General features: G+C 60.0%; 13 protein-coding genes and 5 tRNA genes. 6 read left to right on the top strand and 12 right to left on the bottom strand.

All coding sequences use genetic code 11. From position 1 onward, the window contains the following. Positions 1–48 precede the first annotated feature (48 nt). On the top strand, positions 49–3,327 hold the full coding sequence (locus tag AB4Z35_RS08865) for a sensor domain-containing protein (protein ID WP_442096701.1): 3,279 nt from the start codon (positions 49–51) through the stop codon (positions 3,325–3,327). A gap of 196 nt (positions 3,328–3,523) precedes the next feature. Here AB4Z35_RS08865 and AB4Z35_RS08870 read toward each other — a convergent pair whose 3' ends face one another. From AB4Z35_RS08870 to gltX, 10 genes are all read right to left on the bottom strand, one after another. Beyond that, positions 3,524–3,970 carry an Hsp20 family protein gene (locus AB4Z35_RS08870; RefSeq protein WP_007986945.1) on the bottom strand — a complete coding sequence of 149 codons (447 nt, stop codon included), beginning with the start codon at positions 3,968–3,970 and terminating at the stop codon, positions 3,524–3,526. Positions 3,971–4,101: 131 nt separating this feature from the next. Beyond that, positions 4,102–5,061, bottom strand: a complete 960-nt coding sequence (locus AB4Z35_RS08875) for a tRNA dihydrouridine synthase (RefSeq protein WP_442096702.1) — start codon at positions 5,059–5,061, stop codon at positions 4,102–4,104. 165 nt (positions 5,062–5,226) lie between these two features. After that, entirely contained in the window at positions 5,227–5,676 is a 450-nt protein-coding gene (locus tag AB4Z35_RS08880) for an acyl-CoA thioesterase (RefSeq protein ID WP_442096703.1), read from the bottom strand. A 48-nt stretch (positions 5,677–5,724) separates the two neighbouring features. Next, the gene (locus tag AB4Z35_RS08885) at positions 5,725–6,558 is read right to left on the bottom strand and encodes an alpha/beta fold hydrolase (protein ID WP_442096704.1); all 834 of its coding nucleotides are present in this window, start codon (positions 6,556–6,558) and stop codon (positions 5,725–5,727) included. A 29-nt stretch (positions 6,559–6,587) separates the two neighbouring features. Continuing rightward, a complete protein-coding gene (locus AB4Z35_RS08890) occupies positions 6,588–7,127 on the bottom strand; it encodes a TetR/AcrR family transcriptional regulator (protein WP_442096705.1) in 540 nt (179 codons plus the stop codon). A gap of 185 nt (positions 7,128–7,312) precedes the next feature. Continuing rightward, a tRNA-Glu gene (locus AB4Z35_RS08895) sits at positions 7,313–7,388 on the bottom strand. Between the two features lie 80 nt (positions 7,389–7,468). Then, a tRNA-Ala gene (locus AB4Z35_RS08900) sits at positions 7,469–7,544 on the bottom strand. A gap of 53 nt (positions 7,545–7,597) precedes the next feature. After that, positions 7,598–7,673: transfer RNA gene (locus AB4Z35_RS08905), tRNA-Glu, on the bottom strand. A gap of 79 nt (positions 7,674–7,752) precedes the next feature. Continuing rightward, positions 7,753–7,828 (bottom strand) — tRNA-Ala (locus AB4Z35_RS08910). Between the two features lie 295 nt (positions 7,829–8,123). Beyond that, on the bottom strand, positions 8,124–9,605 hold the full coding sequence (gene gltX, locus AB4Z35_RS08915) for a glutamate--tRNA ligase (protein WP_108230026.1): 1,482 nt from the start codon (positions 9,603–9,605) through the stop codon (positions 8,124–8,126). 242 nt (positions 9,606–9,847) lie between these two features. Between gltX and AB4Z35_RS08920 the strand changes: the two genes are divergently transcribed. Next, complete coding sequence (locus tag AB4Z35_RS08920; RefSeq protein WP_442096706.1) at positions 9,848–10,936, top strand: HlyD family secretion protein; 1,089 nt, start codon at positions 9,848–9,850, stop codon at positions 10,934–10,936. A gap of 49 nt (positions 10,937–10,985) precedes the next feature. After that, on the top strand, positions 10,986–12,476 hold the full coding sequence (locus tag AB4Z35_RS08925; protein WP_442096782.1) for an MDR family MFS transporter: 1,491 nt from the start codon (positions 10,986–10,988) through the stop codon (positions 12,474–12,476). Positions 12,477–12,705: 229 nt separating this feature from the next. Here AB4Z35_RS08925 and uvrB read toward each other — a convergent pair whose 3' ends face one another. Next, a complete protein-coding gene (gene uvrB / locus AB4Z35_RS08930) occupies positions 12,706–14,721 on the bottom strand; it encodes an excinuclease ABC subunit UvrB (RefSeq protein WP_429366653.1) in 2,016 nt (671 codons plus the stop codon). Positions 14,722–15,056: 335 nt separating this feature from the next. Between uvrB and AB4Z35_RS08935 the strand changes: the two genes are divergently transcribed. Both AB4Z35_RS08935 and AB4Z35_RS08940 read left to right on the top strand, forming a co-directional pair. Beyond that, entirely contained in the window at positions 15,057–16,253 is a 1,197-nt protein-coding gene (locus tag AB4Z35_RS08935) for an amino acid aminotransferase (RefSeq protein ID WP_007997526.1), read from the top strand. 237 nt (positions 16,254–16,490) lie between these two features. Beyond that, entirely contained in the window at positions 16,491–16,700 is a 210-nt protein-coding gene (locus AB4Z35_RS08940; RefSeq protein ID WP_116261663.1) for a hypothetical protein, read from the top strand. Here the strand turns inward: AB4Z35_RS08940 and AB4Z35_RS08945 are convergent. Next, positions 16,697–16,927 (bottom strand): hypothetical protein, encoded by a 231-nt coding sequence (locus AB4Z35_RS08945; protein WP_007978659.1) that lies wholly within the window; start codon positions 16,925–16,927, stop codon positions 16,697–16,699. The genes AB4Z35_RS08940 and AB4Z35_RS08945 overlap by 4 nt on opposite strands. Positions 16,928–17,154: 227 nt before the next feature. On the opposite strand from AB4Z35_RS08945, the gene AB4Z35_RS08950 reads away from it, so the two are divergent. Further along, positions 17,155–17,230 (top strand) — tRNA-Asn (locus tag AB4Z35_RS08950). Positions 17,231–17,310 lie beyond the last annotated feature (80 nt).

Raw genomic sequence — 17,310 nt, forward strand, 5'->3', positions numbered from 1 at the left:
GCCGCGAATTCCTGCAACAAACGCCCAAACTCAGCCTAAGGCTTGCCAATGCCGAAATCTGTTGACCGTATTCCGCCGATGCCGCGGATTCAGGCGATTGACCCAAAAAGCTCCGAGCAGAGCTGGGAAAGTGCACCGCAATTGCTGGCCGCACTCAACGGCGCGCGCCTGGGCGCCTGGTATTGGGACATCGAGCGCGGGCAGATCAGCTGGTCCCGGGGCACGCAGGCGCTGTTCGGCTTCGATCCCCGGCAACCGCTGCCACAGGATCTGGAATACCTCGACCTGCTGCCTCCGGAAGATCGCGCCAAAGCCGTTCGCGCGTTTCACGCGGTCATCGCAGGCGCGCCACTGGAGCAAGCGATGCATCACCGCATCCGCTGGCCCGATGGCAGCCTGCACTGGCTGGAAATCAACGGCAGCCTGTTGCCGGACAAGCACGGCAGGCCACGGATGATCGGCGTAATCCGCGAGATTACCCACCAGCGTCAGCGCGAACAGGCGCTGAGCAGCTCGGAAAAACGCTTCGCCACCCTGTTTCACCTGTGCCCGAACATGGTCCTGCTGACCCGCCAGGAAGACGGCCTGATTTCCGAAGCCAACCAGTATTTCGAAAGCCTGTTCGGTTGGCCGGTGCAAAACGCGATCGGCCGCACCACGCTTGAACTGGGCCTTTGGGTGCATCCCGAGCAACGGGCCGAACTGGTCAAGGCCACCAAAGCCAAAGGCGACCTGGTCAGCATGGAAGTGCAGTTTCGCGCCAGCAATGGCCAAATCCACGACGGCATCCTCAGTGCGCAAAAAGTCGAGCTCGAAGGTCAGCCCTATCTACTGAGCACGTTCCTTGACACCACCGAACGCAAAATCGCCGAACATGCCCTCAAGGACAGCCAGGAACGCCTCGACCTGGCCCTGGATTCGGCACAACTCGGTACCTGGGACTGGCACATTCCCAGCGGCATGCTCTACGGATCGGCACGGGCCGCCCAATTGCACGGCCTGGACGCCAAACCCTTTCACGAATCCTTCGACGAGTTCTTCGAAGGCGTGCCCGGCGAAGAACGTGACACCATGCGCGACGCTTACCGCAGCCTGCGTGAAGGTCCGGCCGGCAACTATCAATTGACCTACCGCGTGCAATTGCCCGATGGCAGCTCGCGTTACCTGGAAAGCCGCGCCCGCCTCTACCGCGATGAAAACGGCGTGCCGGTGCGTATGGCCGGCACATTGCTCGACATCACAGACCAGGTAGAGCGCGAACAACGGCTGGTGGCCTCCGAAGAAAAATTCGCCACGCTGTTCCAGGTCAGCCCCGATCCGATCTGCGTCACCCACCAGGACAGCGGCCAGTTCATTGAAATCAACTCCAGCTTCACCCAGACCTTCGGCTGGAGTACCGCCGATGTGATCGGCCGCAGCGCCGACGAAATCGGCCTGTGGGACGCTTCGGCGAAAAGCCTGCGACGGATCGAACAAGTGATCCGCGAGCAAGGCCTGAACAACGTGGCCATTCTGGTCCAGCACAAGGACGGACAGGCCCTGACGTGCGTGATTTCCAGCCGCCAGATCAGCGTCGGCGACCAGCCCTGCATCGTCACCACCCTGCGCGACATCACCCAGCAACAGCGCTCGGAAGCGGCGCTCAAGGCCAGTGAAGAGAAATTCGCCAAGGCCTTCCACTCCAGCCCCGACGCCATCACCATCACCGAGCGCGACACCGGACGCTATCTGGAGGTCAACGACGGTTTCTGCCGCCTGACCGGTTATCGCGCCGAGGAAGTAGTGGGCCGCACGGTGTATCAGGTGGGGATTTGGGCGGAAGAAAAACAACGCTCGGCGCTACTGGCCGAATTGCAGATCAAGGGTCGGGTTCATCACCAGGAAATGCTCGGGCGCAACAAGAACGGCGAACTGCTCACCGTCGAAGTCTCGGTGGAGCCGATCACCCTCAACGAAACCGCCTGCCTGCTGCTGACCGCGCGAGACGTCAGCCTGCTGAAAAACGCCGAAGCGCAGATCCGCCACCTGGCCTACCACGACCCACTGACCAACCTGCCCAACCGGGCGCTGCTGATGGATCGGCTCAGCCAGCAGATCGCCCTGCTCAAACGGCATAACCTGCGTGGCGCGCTGATGTTCCTCGACCTCGACCACTTCAAGCACATCAACGACTCCCTCGGGCACCCGGTGGGCGATACCGTGCTGAAAATCATCACCGCGCGCCTGGAGGCCAGCGTGCGCATGGAGGACACCGTTGCGCGCCTGGGCGGTGACGAATTCGTGGTGCTGCTCAGCGGTCTCGAAGGCTCGCGCAGCGAGGTCAGCGATCAGGTTCGCGAACTGGCCGACACCATCCGCGAGTTGCTGTCCGAACCGATGTTCCTCGACGGCCAGCGCCTGCAAGTGACGCCAAGCATCGGCATTGCGCTGATCCCCGATCACGGTTCGACCCCGACCGACCTGCTCAAGCGCGCCGACATCGCGCTCTATCGCGCCAAGGACTCGGGCCGCAATACCGCGCAGATGTACCACAACACCATGCAGAAGGCTGCGAGCGAACGCCTGCGCATGGAAACCGACTTGCGTCTGGCGCTTTCCCGGGGTGAATTTCACGTGCATTACCAACCCCAGGTCGATGCCCGGGGCGACCGCATCGTCGGCGCCGAGGCCCTGGTGCGCTGGAATCATCCGCAGCTCGGCGCGCAGTCACCCACCGAGTTCATCAAGGTGCTGGAAGACAGCGGACTGATTCTGGAGGTCGGCAACTGGATCCTCGACGAAGCCTGCCAGGCATTCAAACAGTTGATCGACGACGGCCTGGTGAATCCGTACAAATTCAGCTTGTGCGTGAACATCAGCCCGCGCCAGTTCCGTCAGAATGACTTCGTCGAGCGCGTCGAAAACAGCCTGTCCAGCTATGGCCTGCCCTGCTCACTGTTGAAGCTGGAAATCACCGAAGGTATCGTCATCCAGAACCTGGAAGACACCATCAGCAAAATGCGCCGCCTGAAAAAACTCGGAGTGAGCTTCGCCATGGACGACTTCGGCACCGGCTATTCCTCGCTGACCTACCTCAAGCGCTTACCGGTCGACACCCTGAAAATCGACAAGTCGTTCATCCGCGACGCCACCAGCGACCCGAACGACGCCGAGATCATCCGCGCCATCGTCGCCATGGCCCACAGCCTGGACTTGAAGGTGATTGCCGAAGGGGTGGAAACAGCGGAGCAACTGGAGTTCTTGCAGGGGTTGGAGTGTCACTTCTACCAAGGGTATTTGCACAGTCAGCCATTGCCGGTGGAAGAGTTCCAAAAACTCCTGAAATAACCCCCCCTGTAGCAGCTGGCGAAGCCTGCGTTCGGCTGCGAAGCAGTCGTAAAACTTGTGTGCCAAATGCTCCTGAAACACCGCGGAGTCAGGCTTGACGACTGCTTCGCAGCCGAACGCAGGCTTCGCCAGCTGCTACAGGGCATGCGTAAAATAAAAAAGGGCGCTGCAAGGGCGCCCTTTTCGTTGCTCTGGCTTAGTGTTGCAGAGCCGGTTTCTGCGTCCCGTTGATCGGGATGCGCTTGGCTTTCGCCTCTTCCGGAATCACCCGCAGCAGGTCGATACTCAACAGACCGTTGCTCAGGCCGGCAGCCTTGATTTCGATGTGGTCCGCCAGACGGAAGGACAGTTTGAAGGCACGTTGCGCAATGCCCTGATACAGATAAGTGACGTCTTCGTTCGCGTCGCGTTTACCGCCACTGATGGTCAGCACACCTTTCTCGACTTCGAGCTCCAGGTCTTCTTCCTGGAAACCAGCCGCTGCGATGACAATACGGTACTGGTCGTCGCCGTGTTTTTCCACGTTATAGGGTGGATAGCTGCTGCCTGGCTCGTTGCGCAGGGCGGTCTCGAACAGGTCGTTGAAACGGTCGAAACCTACCGAGGAACGGAACAGTGGGGCCAGGGAAAATGTAGTAGCCATGATTCAAATCTCCTGAAAACAATCAGCAAGGTTTTTTGTCTCCGCGACCCGAATTCGGCATCGCGTAATCCTTAGATAGGGACCGCTGATTGCATTTCAAGAGATTATTTTCTGCTTTTTCAAAAAGAGTTTCAGGCCGCTTCCGCTACCGTCAGCCCCAGCAAACGCGAGACGTTATCCAGCTCGGTCTCACGGCGCAGCACGGTAAACAGCTCCACCGCCTCGGGATAATTGCGGGTCAGCATCGCCAGCCATTGTTTCAGGCGACCCGGCGACTGGCGTGGCGTCATCTGTGCCTTGGCTTGCAGCCAGAAGTCCTGGATCAGTGGCAGCAACTCGGCCCAGGTCATCTCGACGACCTCTTCGCCGGCCCGCGCCGCGGCGATTTGCCGGGCCAGATCCGGACGCGAAACCAGGCCACGACCGAGCATGATGTCTTCCACGCCGCTGATCTCGCGGCAACGGCGCCAGTCTTCGACGCTCCAGATATCACCGTTGGCGAACACCGGCACCTTGACCACGTCCTGCACGCGCGGGATCCACTCCCAGTGCGCCGGCGGCTTGTAGCCGTCGACCTTGGTTCGCGCATGCACCACGATATGTTCCGCGCCGCCTTCGGCCAGGGCCGTGGCACACACCAGCGAACCGTCCGGGCTGTCGAAGCCCAGGCGCATCTTGGCGGTGACCGGAATGTGTGCAGGGACGGCACGACGGACGTGCTCGACGATCTGGTTGAGTAGCTCGGGTTCCTTGAGCAGTACCGCGCCACCACGGGATTTGTTGACGGTCTTGGCCGGACAGCCGAAGTTCAGGTCAATCACTTCGGAACCCAGCTCGCAAGCCAGCGCGGCATTTTCTGCCAGGCACACCGGATCGGAACCGAGCAATTGCACACGCAGCGGCACGCCTGAGGCCGTCCGGGCACCGTTGAGCAACTCCGGGCCGAACTTGTGGAAATAGGCAGGTGTCAGCAACTGGTCGTTGACCCGAATGAACTCGGTCACGCACCAGTCAATACCACCCACGCGGGTCAACACATCGCGCAGGATGTCGTCGACCAACCCCTCCATGGGCGCCAAAGCAATTTGCATGAAAAACACACTCGAGGAAAAACGTGCGGCAGTTTACTGGGTTTCGGAGAAAATCTGCAGAACATCGCGACCACCTGTGGGAGCGGGCTTGCTCGCGAAAGCGGTGTGTCAGACACGACGCCTTCGTCGGAACGCCGCCCGGAGCAAGCCCGCTCCCACAGGAAGTCAGGGTTGTACCAACTCCTGCGCCCGGATCGCCGAGCCATAGCCCTCGATGAACTCGGCCGGCATGCGCTTGGGCTTGCCCGTGGACAGCTCGATGCAGACGAAAGTGGTCTGCGCCCGCAGCAACGTCGAATTATCGCTGGGGCGCTTCAACTGGAAGTGCCGGGTCATTTTCAGGCGCTGGTCCCAATCGACGATCCAGGTCGCCAATTGCAGCTCATCGCCCTCATAGGCTGCCGCCAGGTAATCGATCTCGTGGCGCACCACCGCCATCGCCCGGTCCAGCCTCCGGTATTCGACCAGATCCAGGCCAAGACGCTGGGAGTGGCGCCAGGCACAGCGTTCGAGCCAGGTCACGTAGACCGCGTTGTTCGCGTGCCCCAACCCGTCGATGTCCTCGGCGTCCACTTGTAGATCAATGATAAATGGCGTTTCCCGATCCCAGCCCATGCCCCACTCCCGGTCATATAGATTCGACCGGGGCAGTGTAACGGATGCTCAAGCCGATTGGCGCGATTGCAGTCGGCGGCCGGCCAGTAGTGATAACACACCATCAATCACCCGAGGGTCAGCCAGCACCCGCTGATGCCCACCCTCCTGCAGGCGCAGCAAACGACTGTCGAACCAGGCTTCGTGGATCAGCTGGGATTCCTTCACAGAGACAAGGTTGTCGTCTTCAGCGTGGACAATCAGGCCGGGCATGTCGAGTTGATAGTGCGCGACATCCAGCGTCGCGGCTCGCATGCCGACGTCTTGCTCGACCTGGCGAATGAACGCCGAGCGGGCCTTCGGTGGCAACCCGACATAACGGGCGAAACCACGCAACACGCCGAGAATCCGCGCCGGTGCGGCAATGGTGACCAGAGTTTCGGTGCGCAAGCCCAACTGGACCGCGAGCATGGCACTGGCGCCACCCATGGAGTGGCCGATAACCGCTTGCAGGGGTGGCAGTTCGGAAGCCGCTTCAAGCATGGCGCGAGCGAACAGCACCACATTCGCTTCACTGCCCGGTGAGCGACCATGGGCCGGACCATCCAGGGCCACGACCGAGTAACCGGCATCGACCAACGCCGTGATCAGGCTGGCAAACTGCGTTGGCCGCCCTTCCCAGCCGTGCATCAGCATCACAGCCGGGCCTTGCCCCCAGCGCAGGGCCGAAAGGCCAAACCGCAGGGTAATACGCTCGGATCTCGCCAACAGCGGCAGCTCCCAGTCACGGGGTGGCAGATCCCGCGGTGTCATGAAGGCCAGTCGCATTTTGCTAGCGACCAGTTTCGGGGCAAACCAGCCCAAGGTGCCATTAACGCCACGAACCCACTTTAACGCGCTCATCGCATTCTCCTCAGGACGCAGCCTTCAGGTCAACGCACTGCCGATTTGGCGGCGCGCAGTAATCGATCGGACAACTCTCCAGGCCCCAGCGCCCGCGCCAGAGCCAGCCCACCCACCATCAAGGCCATGTCGGCCAAGGCTTTTTCGGTGTCTTCAGGACTGGCCGCCAACTGCGCGACCATCAATTCCACATGCTCATTCAGAGCGACACGAAACGCTTCCGGCAGCCGCCCCAGCTCGCCGACCGATGCCGGGATCGGACAGGCCGACTCGGAGGAATCACGGTGCTTGCGCGACAGGTAAAACGCTGCCACCAGAGTGCGACGCTCTTCGCCGGTCAACTGCGCATCCATGTCGGCAATCAGGTCGCGGCGATGACCGAGCAATTGCTTGAACGCCTCGAGCATCATCGCGTCCTTGCTTTCGAAGTGTGCGTAGAAGCCGCCGACCGTCAGGCCCGCCGCACCCATCACTTCGCCCACACTTGGCTCGGCCGGGCCGCGCTGAATCAGCGCTGCGCTGGCAGCCTTGAGGATGCGTTCGCGGGTTTGAGCTTTTTTATCGTTCATCGTTGCCTCCGAATATTACGATTGAAATATTATTCTCATAATAAATTTTAGCAAGTCAAGAGTGTGACCGCTGGTCTGAAGACTGTTTTTTTTGGAAATGGAGGAGTTTGGCCAAACGCCAGACAAACAAAAGGGCCATTCAATAATTGAATGACCCTTATAAAATCCCGCAGAGCGGGTAATCGTGGCGTCCCCTAGGGGACTCGAACCCCTGTTACCGCCGTGAAAGGGCGGTGTCCTAGGCCACTAGACGAAGGGGACACAAACCCTTCTATACAACTGATCAGTGCTGAGAGCTGATCGATTCAAGGCCGGTGTGGCCAGACCTTGAACTGTAAAATTGGTGGAGCTAAGCGGGATCGAACCGCTGACCTCCTGCATGCCATGCAGGCGCTCTCCCAGCTGAGCTATAGCCCCGGATTTTTCGCCTCGCGGCGGAGCGACATCTTGCAACATCGCTTCTGTAAAACTGGCGTCCCCTAGGGGACTCGAACCCCTGTTACCGCCGTGAAAGGGCGGTGTCCTAGGCCACTAGACGAAGGGGACGCAAACCCTTCTATACAACAGATCAACGCTGAGTGTTGATCGCTTCAAGGCCGGTGTGGCCAGACCTTGAAGTGTAAATTGGTGGAGCTAGACGGGATCGAACCGTCGACCTCTTGCATGCCATGCAAGCGCTCTCCCAGCTGAGCTATAGCCCCTCATCGTTGATGTCATCGCTGAGGACGGGGCGAATCTTAAGGGTGTATCGAAAGCCTGTCAAACTTATTTTTGAAAAATTTCAAAATTTTTTGTCGGCATAACAATCACTTACCGCCCTCCCCCCGTAAATCCGGGGCATATCCGCCCCTGTAGCAACTGCCGCAGACTGCGTTCGAGCGCGCAGCGCTCGTGATTCGGACACTGCGTCCTTTCAGACAGATTGCGTCAAGGCCATCGGGGCCGCTTCGCAGCCCAACGCCGCCTGCGGCAGCTGCTACAGGGTAACGGTGGGAATCAGGCGATAGCGCCCAACAGCTTTTCCCACTCTTTGTTTTCTTTCTTCGACACACCGCCCAACAGGTCGATGGCCTGGCGCAGACGGAAACGGGTCAGGTCCGGCCCGAGAATCTCCATCGCATCGAGCACCGACACCGAGCTGGCCTGGCCAGTGATCGCAGCGAACATCAGCGGCATGGCATCACGCAGCTTCAGCTCAAGGGATTCGACCACCGCCTGAATGGTGGCGGTGATGCTGTCCTTCTCCCACTGGCGCAGGCTTTCGAGCTTCCACAGGATCAACTGCATCAACTGGCGAACCTGATCGCCCGAGAGCTTCTTGGATTCGAACAACCTGGCATCAGGGTTGACGCCACCGGCAAAGAAGAACCCGGCCAGTGGTGCAACCTGGCTGAAGGTTTCGACCCGGCCCTGCACGTGCGGCGCGATCTTCATCATGTATTCGGAATTGAACGCCCACTTCTGCACGCGCGCGGCGAACTCTTCCACCGGCAGGTCACGCAGCCATTGGCCGTTGAGCCACGACAGCTTCTCGATGTCGAAGATCGGCCCGCCGAGGGACACGCGCTTGAGGTCGAAGTTGTCGACCATCTCCTGCAACGAGAACTTCTCGCGCTCGTCCGGCATCGACCAGCCCATGCGGCCCAGGTAGTTGAGCATCGCTTCGGGCATGAAGCCCATGCGCTCGTAGAACGTCACCGAGGTCGGGTTCTTGCGCTTGGACAGCTTGCTCTTGTCCGGGTTACGCAGCAGCGGCATGTAGCACAGTTCCGGTTGCTCCCAGCCGAAGTACTCGTACAGCAGGATCAGCTTCGGTGCCGATGGCAGCCATTCTTCGCCACGCAGTACGTGGGTGATGCCCATCAGGTGATCGTCGACCACGTTGGCCAGGAAGTACGTCGGCAGGCCGTCGGTCTTCATCAGGACTTGCATGTCCATGCGGTCCCACGGGATTTCAACGTCGCCACGCAGCATGTCCGGCACCACGCAGACGCCTTCGCTCGGTACTTTCATGCGGATAACGTGCGGCTCGCCGGCCGCCAGACGGCGGGCAACTTCTTCCTTGGACAGCAGCAGCGCGCGGCCGTCGTAACGCGGGGTTTCGCCGCGAGCCATCTGCTCGGCACGCATCTGGTCCAGCTCTTCGGCAGTGCAGAAGCACGGGAAAGCGTGACCGAGTTCCACAAGCTGCTGGCAATACTTCTGGTAGATATCGCCACGCTCGCTTTGACGATATGGACCGTGCGGGCCGCCGACGTCCGGGCCTTCGCTCCAGTCGATCCCCAGCCAGCGCAAGGCGTCGAAAATCTGCTGTTCGGACTCGCGGGTCGAACGCAGCTGGTCGGTGTCTTCGATCCGCAGGATGAACTCACCGCCGTGCTGCTTGGCAAAGCAGTAGTTGAACAAGGCGATGTAGGCGGTACCTACGTGGGGATCCCCGGTAGGCGATGGCGCGATGCGAGTGCGGACGGTGGTCATGGCATGTCTCGAAAAGATAAAAAGCGAAGTTCAAAGCGAACTTCAAACAAGAGCCGAATGGTAACAGGCGACACAGGCCACGCTCCAGTGAACAGGGCATTTAAGCCAAGGTTGCGTCTGTAACGCCCGTATGGCGCGGTGAATGGCCGAATCTCGGCCGATGGCATTTACCGTTTATCAGCTGTATGCCAGATTTGCCTGCTAATAACTTCTCTTACAATTTCTCGACTACAGTTTGCCCCATGCCTGCCCAACTCAAGCGTCGCCTCTTCACGTTCCTGCTGATTGCCCTGTTGATTGCCGGGGGCCTGTTTGCCCATTGGCTCTTCAAGGGGCGCTTTTATGAAAGCACCGACAACGCTTATGTCCAGGGCGAGATCACCCGTGTGTCGAGCCAGTTGGGGGCGCGCATCGATCAGGTGCTGGTGCAGGACAACCAGCATGTCGAGAAAGGCCAGTTGCTGATCAAACTCGAAGTCGACGACTTCCGCCTCGCTGTCGACCGCGCCGATGCCGCCCTGGCCACCCGCCAGGCCGAGCGCCTGCAGGCCCAGAGCAAACTGACCCAGCAGGCCAGCCTGATTGCCGCCAGCGAAGCGCAAGTCGCGTCCAGCCAGGCCAGCCTGGGCCGCTCGCAGATCGACCTGACCCGCGCCGAAACCTTGCGCAAACCCGGTTACGTGTCGGAAGAACGGGTAACCACCCTGTCCGCCGACAACCACATTGCCCGCTCGCAAGTGGCCAAGGCCCAGGCCGACGCGCAAAGTCAGCGCCAGCAGGTCAACGCACTGAGTGCCGAGATCAAACGCCTCGACGCGCAGATCGCCAACGCAAGGACCGACCTCGCCCAGGCCGAATTGAACCTGACCCGCAGCGAAATCCACGCGCCCATCAGCGGCCTGATCGGCCAGCGCGCAGCCCGCGAAGGCCAATACGTGCAGGCCGGCGCTTACCTGTTGTCGATCGTGCCGGACGAAGACATCTGGATTCAGGCCAATTTCAAGGAAACCCAGATTGGCCACATGCAGCCCGGCCAGGAAGCCGAACTGACCTTCGACGCCTACAGCGACACCCCGATCAAAGCCCGGGTCGACAGCCTGTTCGCCGCTTCGGGTGCTCAGTTCAGCCTGTTGCCGCCGGACAATGCCACGGGCAACTTCACCAAAGTCGTACAACGGATTCCGGTAAAACTGACCTTCGCCGCGGACAACCCGTTGCGCGGCAAGATTCGTCCGGGCATGTCGGTCACCGCCAAGGTGAACATCAAGGACGCCCCTGAAGATGTCACCCCCAAAGTGAGCAACAAAGACACCCCTGACAATGGCCGGTGATCAACTGATCCGCACGGTCGGCGAACCGACCCGGCGCGACTGGATCGCGGTGATGAGCGTGATGCTCGGCGCGTTCATGGCGGTGCTGGACATCCAGATCACCAACTCCTCGCTCAAGGACATCCAGGGCGCGCTGTCGGCGACCCTGGAAGAAGGTTCGTGGATCTCCACCTCGTACCTGGTGGCGGAAATCATCATGATCCCGCTCACCGCCTGGCTCGTGCAGTTGCTGTCGGCCCGGCGTCTGGCGGTGTGGGTGTCCCTCGGTTTCCTGGCCGCGTCCCTGCTCTGTTCCATGGCCTGGAGCCTGGAAAGCATGATCGTGTTCCGCGCCCTGCAGGGTTTTACCGGCGGCGCGCTGATTCCGCTGGCGTTCACCCTGACCCTGATCAAGCTCCCGGAACACCACCGCGCCAAAGGCATGGCCATGTTCGCCATGACCGCCACCTTCGCACCCTCCATCGGCCCGACCCTCGGCGGCTGGCTGACGGAGAACTGGGGTTGGGAATACATTTTCTACATCAACATCCCGCCCGGCCTGATCATGATCGCCGGCCTGATGTATGGTCTGGAGAAAAAAGAAGCGCACTGGGAGTTGCTGAAAAGCACCGACTACGCCGGCATTCTCACCCTCGGCGTCGGGCTCGGTTGTTTGCAGGTGTTCCTGGAGGAAGGCCATCGCAAGGACTGGCTGGAGTCCAGCCTGATCGTGACTCTGGGCAGTATCGCACTGGTCAGCCTGATCACCTTTGTCATCGTGCAGTTTTCCAAACCCAATCCGTTGATCAATCTCGGCATTCTCGGCAACCGCAACTTCGGCTTATCCAGTATTTCCAGTGTCGGGATGGGGGTCGGGCTGTATGGCTCGATCTACCTGCTGCCGCTGTACCTGGCGCAGATCCAGAACTACAACGCCCTGCAGATTGGCGAAGTGATCATGTGGATGGGCGTGCCGCAGCTGTTTCTGATCCCGCTGGTGCCCAAGCTGATGAAGTTCATCTCGCCGAAATGGCTGTGTACGCTGGGTTTCGGGTTGTTCGGGTTGGCGAGTTTCTCTTCGGGCGTGCTGAACCCGGACTTTGCCGGGCCGCAGTTCAATCAGATCCAGATCATCCGCGCCCTCGGGCAGCCGCTGATCATGGTGACCATCTCGCTGATCGCCACCGCCTACATCCTGCCCCAGGATGCGGGATCGGCCTCGAGCCTGTTCAACATCCTGCGCAACCTCGGCGGTGCCATCGGCATCGCCCTGCTCGCCACGCTGCTGGATGCGCGGACCAAGGTTTACTTTGATTACTTGCGCGAAGCCATCGTGCCGAGCAATCCGCAGGTGGCCGAGCGCATTGCCTCGCTGACCGACCGGTTGGGCAATGAAACGGCAGCACTGGGCAAACTCAGCGAGATCGCCCACCAACAGGCATCGATCATGGCCTACAACGATGCGTTTCATTTTGTCGGGATTGCGCTGGGGATCAGCATGCTGGCGGTGTTGCTGACCAAGAAGTTGCCGGCGGGGTTGAAGGCTGGGGAAGCACACTAATTGATACTTGCAGTGTCCTGACCGGCCTCATCGCGAGCAAGCTCGCTCCCACATTGGACCGAGTCCATCAGGACAACCCGATCAACTGTGGGAGCGAGCTTGCTCGCGATGAGGCCAGTTCAGGCACTGCAAATCAAAACTCCCACATCGGACCGCGTCCCTCAGGACAACCCGATCAACTGTGGGAGCGAGCCTGCTCGCGATGGCGGCCTGACAGGCACTGCAAATCTCAAACAGTGATCAACCGCTCGCGCAATTTGCCAATTTCATCGCGCATCTGCGCCGCTGCTTCAAATTCCAGATCACGCGCCAACGCATACATCTTCTCTTCCAGGGCCTTGATACGCTTGGCGATCTCGCCCGGCGAGCGCAATTCCGCTTCGTACTTGGCGTTCTCCTCGGCCGCCTTGGCCATGCCTTTGCGTTTTTTGCTGCGTGAACCGGGCACGGTGGCGCCTTCCATGATGTCGGCAACGTCCTTGAACACGCCTTTGGGCGTGATGCCGTTGGCCAGGTTGAAGGCAATCTGCTTGTCGCGACGGCGCTCGGTTTCGCCGATCGCGCGCTCCATGGAACCGGTAATGCGGTCGGCATACAGAATCGCCCGACCATTGAGGTTACGCGCCGCGCGGCCGATGGTCTGGATCAGCGAGCGCTCGGAACGCAGGAAGCCTTCCTTGTCGGCATCGAGGATCGCCACCAATGAGACTTCCGGCATGTCCAGACCTTCACGCAACAGGTTGATCCCCACCAACACATCGAAGGTGCCGAGGCGCAGGTCGCGGATGATTTCGACCCGTTCCACGGTGTCGATGTCCGAGTGCAGATAACGCACGCGCACACCGTGATCCGCCAGATAGTCGGTCAAGTCTTCGGCCATGCGTTTGGTCAGCGTCGTGACCAGCACTCGCTCTTCCAGAGCGACACGCTTGGTGATTTCCGACAGCAAGTCGTCGACCTGGGTCAGTGCCGGGCGGATCTCGATTTGCGGGTCCACCAGTCCGGTCGGGCGCACCACCATGTCAATGACGCGCCCGGCGTGCTCGGCTTCATAGTTGCCCGGCGTCGCCGAGACAAAAATCGTCTGCGGACTGATGCTTTCCCATTCATCGAAACGCATCGGCCGATTGTCCAGGGCCGAGGGCAGACGGAAACCGTATTCGACCAGGGTTTCCTTGCGCGAGCGGTCGCCCTTGTACATGGCGCCCACCTGCGGAACGCTGACGTGGGATTCGTCGATCACCAGCAAGGCATCCGGCGGCAGATAGTCATAAAGCGTCGGCGGCGGCGCGCCGGCTTCGCGGCCAGACAAATAACGCGAGTAGTTTTCGATGCCGTTGCAGTAACCCAGTTCGAGGATCATCTCCAGGTCGAAACGGGTGCGCTGCTCCAGGCGCTGGGCTTCCACCAGTTTGTTGTTGGAACGCAGGTATTCCAGGCGCTCCTGCAACTCGACCTTGATGCCTTCGACTGCGCCCATCAGGGTTTCCCGTGGCGTCACGTAGTGGCTCTTCGGGTAGAAGGTGAAGCGCGGCAGCTTGCGAATGACTTCGCCGGTCAGCGGATCGAACGCCGACAGGCTTTCCACCTCATCGTCGAAGAGTTCGATGCGGATCGCTTCAAAATCGGATTCCGCCGGGTGGATATCGATCACATCACCACGCACGCGGAAGGTCGCACGGGCAAAATCCATGTCGTTGCGGGTGTATTGCAGGTCGGCCAGGCGGCGCAGCAACTCACGCTGATCGAGCCGGTCGCCGCGATCCACGTGCAACACCATCTTCAAATAGGTTTCCGGGCTGCCCAGACCGTAGATGCACGACACCGTGGTGACGATGATCGCGTCCTTGCGCTCGAGCAACGCCTTGGTCGCCGACAAACGCATCTGTTCGATGTGGTCGTTGATCGATGCGTCTTTCTCGATGAAGGTGTCCGAGGACGGTACGTAGGCCTCAGGCTGGTAGTAGTCGTAGTAGGAAACGAAATATTCCACCGCGTTGTTCGGGAAGAACGCCTTGAACTCGCCGTACAACTGCGCCGCCAGGGTCTTGTTCGGCGCCAGCACCAGCGTCGGGCGCTGCACCTGGGCGATCACGTTGGCGATGCTGAACGTCTTGCCCGAACCGGTCACACCAAGCAGCGTCTGGTGCGCCAGCCCGGCCTCGATACCCTCGACCATCAGGCGGATGGCTTCCGGCTGATCGCCGGCGGGCTCGAATCGGGTGACTAGCTGGAATTCAGACATGAAATACCTCTGGATCACTCTTGCCGGTAAAACCGGCACGAACGAGAAAGACCGCAAACGACCGATGTCGCCCGAAGAAAAAACTGGATTGTGCTCAATGTGGAGCCGATTGCCAGCGCTTTCAAGGCAAACGTCCTACATCACGCAAAACCTTTGCCGACGCCATTCGACTAACGGTCGATAAATAATCGGAAAAACTTACCCGAAATGCTGATTCGCCTGTCGCCAGCCATCGCTGATGGCCTCTATACTAGCTCCCCGTTTGTGCACCGCTCTAGTGCATTCGGCTGGAGCGCGACACGTCCCTCCACTCTCCATTCAGAGCCGCCGCAATAATGAGCCTGTTCTCCGCTGTCGAAATGGCACCACGCGATCCAATCCTGGGCCTCAACGAAGCATTCAACGCCGATACCCGGACCAACAAAGTCAACCTGGGGGTCGGTGTTTACTGCAACGAGGAGGGGCGAATTCCACTCCTGCGCGCCGTTGTCGAAGCCGAAACCATTCGCGCCGCTCAACACGTTTCCCGTGGCTACCTGCCAATCGACGGCATCGCCGCCTACGACCAGGCTGTGCAGAAATTGCTGTTCGGCAATGATTCGCCGCTGATCGCTGCCGGCCGTGTAATCACCACCCAGGCCGTTGGCGGTACTGGCGCACTGAAAATCGGTGCCGACTTCCTCAAGCAACTGCTGCCGAACGCCGTCGTGGCAATCAGCGACCCGAGCTGGGAAAACCACCGCGCCCTGTTCGAAACCGCCGGTTTCCCGGTACAGAACTACCGTTACTACGACGCCGCGACCCACGACGTGAATCGTACCGGCATGCTGGAAGACCTGAACGCGCTGCCAAACGGCTCGATCATTGTGCTGCACGCCTGCTGCCACAACCCGACTGGCGTGGACCTGAGCCCGGCGGACTGGAAAAACGTTCTTGAAGTAGTGAAAGCGAAGAACCACGTGCCATTCCTCGACATGGCGTATCAAGGTTTCGGCGATGGCATCGATGAAGACGCCGCTGCCGTGCGCCTGTTCGCCGAGTCGGGCCTGACTTTCTTCGCTTCCAGCTCGTTCTCCAAGTCGTTCTCGCTGTACGGCGAGCGCGTGGGGGCCCTGTCGATCGTCAGCGAATCGAAAGAAGAAAGCGCGCGCGTGCTGTCGCAAGTCAAACGCGTGATCCGCACCAACTACTCCAACCCGCCGACCCACGGTGCCAGCGTTGTCGCTGCGGTGCTGAACAGCCCGGAACTGCGCGCCCAGTGGGAAGCCGAACTGGCCGAAATGCGCCTGCGCATTCGTGGCATGCGTACCCAGATGGTCGACCTGCTGGCACAAAAAGCGCCGCAGCGCGATTTCAGCTTCGTCGGTCGTCAGTGCGGCATGTTCTCCTACTCCGGCCTGACGGTTGAGCAAGTTCACCGTCTGCGCAACGAGTTCGGCATCTACGCCCTGGACACCGGCCGCATCTGCGTGGCCGCACTGAACCAGAGCAACATCAAGGTGGTGACGGACGCGATTGTCCAAGTCATCTGATAACACCTTGAAATGAAAAACGGGAAGCCATGGTGCTTCCCGTTTTTTATTTGTCGCAGATAAATCTCAAACCACGGGCTCAGCCCTCTAAACTCCACACAATTCAAAATGTGGGAGCGAGCCTGCTCGCGATAGCGATGTATCAGCCACCGTTGATGGTGAATGTGCTGCAGCCATCGCGAGCAGGCTCGCTCCTACAGGAATTATGTACACCCTGGAATTCCTGCGAGAAAACACATGAAAAACGATGACCTGCGCGCCGACCGCGATGACCTGGATGACCTGGATCACTTCATCCCCCGCGCCCCGACAAAACGCGGCAACAACCTGGTGATGCAAGTGGCTGCCGGTGTGTTTCTCGGTGGCCTGGCCCTGTGGCTGGTGCAATTGGGTGCCACGGCGCTCTACGCCAAACTGATGCTTGCCACGATTACCTTCGGCGGCTAAGCCAGTTCGGTCGCACGCTGGCTGGCAGCGTCGTCGTAGGCGACATACAGAGATTCCGCGACCTGGCTCTTGATCGCTTTAGTGCTTTCCAGCCCCAGGACAAAACCTTCCGCCTTGCCACCCGCGCGGTTCAATGCTTCAGCGGTGCCGGCCTGAGTGATGGCGTCGAACAACTTTTCGGCGTGGGGGCCGACACCCTTGGGCAGGCTGATCTGAGAGATGCTCATGGGTGCACCCCGTGGTGTCGAGGTGTGAGGGTCAAATGATTCATGGCGCGTACCTTTTCGGCGAATGGCCGGCAGCGCGTGTCACCACTTCCGGGCAGCCATGGTAGACCTCTGGGGCGATCCTGGTAACCGCCAATCGCCGCTAAACCACCGCCCGTCCCGATGATTCGCTCCAATTGTTATTCGGTGCTTGACTTCTCTTTTTGAATCAGTAAGATACGCGCCATTCCGCGATAGCTCAGTTGGTAGAGCAAGTGACTGTTAATCACTGGGTCCCTGGTTCGAGTCCAGGTCGTGGAGCCAGACAAGCAACATCGAAAAGCCCCTGAATCGTAAGATCAGGGGCTTTTTTGTGGCCGATGAAAAGCCATCTCTTGAAAATC

Origin of the sequence: Pseudomonas sp. KB_15 (assembly GCF_052114525.1) — a bacterium.
Taxonomy (GTDB): domain Bacteria; phylum Pseudomonadota; class Gammaproteobacteria; order Pseudomonadales; family Pseudomonadaceae; genus Aquipseudomonas.

Excerpts from the sequence above, each read along its gene's own strand:
- AB4Z35_RS08865 (WP_442096701.1), top strand. The coding sequence starts at position 49 with ATGCCGAAATCTGTTGACCGTATTCCGCCGATGCCGCGGATTCAGGCG.
- AB4Z35_RS08870 (WP_007986945.1), bottom strand. The coding sequence starts at position 3,970 with ATGGCTACTACATTTTCCCTGGCCCCACTGTTCCGTTCCTCGGTAGGT.
- AB4Z35_RS08875 (WP_442096702.1), bottom strand. The coding sequence starts at position 5,061 with ATGCAAATTGCTTTGGCGCCCATGGAGGGGTTGGTCGACGACATCCTG.
- AB4Z35_RS08880 (WP_442096703.1), bottom strand. The coding sequence starts at position 5,676 with ATGGGCTGGGATCGGGAAACGCCATTTATCATTGATCTACAAGTGGAC.
- AB4Z35_RS08885 (WP_442096704.1), bottom strand. The coding sequence starts at position 6,558 with ATGAGCGCGTTAAAGTGGGTTCGTGGCGTTAATGGCACCTTGGGCTGG.
- AB4Z35_RS08890 (WP_442096705.1), bottom strand. The coding sequence starts at position 7,127 with ATGAACGATAAAAAAGCTCAAACCCGCGAACGCATCCTCAAGGCTGCC.
- gltX (WP_108230026.1), bottom strand. The coding sequence starts at position 9,605 with ATGACCACCGTCCGCACTCGCATCGCGCCATCGCCTACCGGGGATCCC.
- AB4Z35_RS08920 (WP_442096706.1), top strand. The coding sequence starts at position 9,848 with ATGCCTGCCCAACTCAAGCGTCGCCTCTTCACGTTCCTGCTGATTGCC.
- uvrB (WP_429366653.1), bottom strand. The coding sequence starts at position 14,721 with ATGTCTGAATTCCAGCTAGTCACCCGATTCGAGCCCGCCGGCGATCAG.
- AB4Z35_RS08935 (WP_007997526.1), top strand. The coding sequence starts at position 15,057 with ATGAGCCTGTTCTCCGCTGTCGAAATGGCACCACGCGATCCAATCCTG.
- AB4Z35_RS08940 (WP_116261663.1), top strand. The coding sequence starts at position 16,491 with ATGAAAAACGATGACCTGCGCGCCGACCGCGATGACCTGGATGACCTG.
- AB4Z35_RS08945 (WP_007978659.1), bottom strand. The coding sequence starts at position 16,927 with ATGAGCATCTCTCAGATCAGCCTGCCCAAGGGTGTCGGCCCCCACGCC.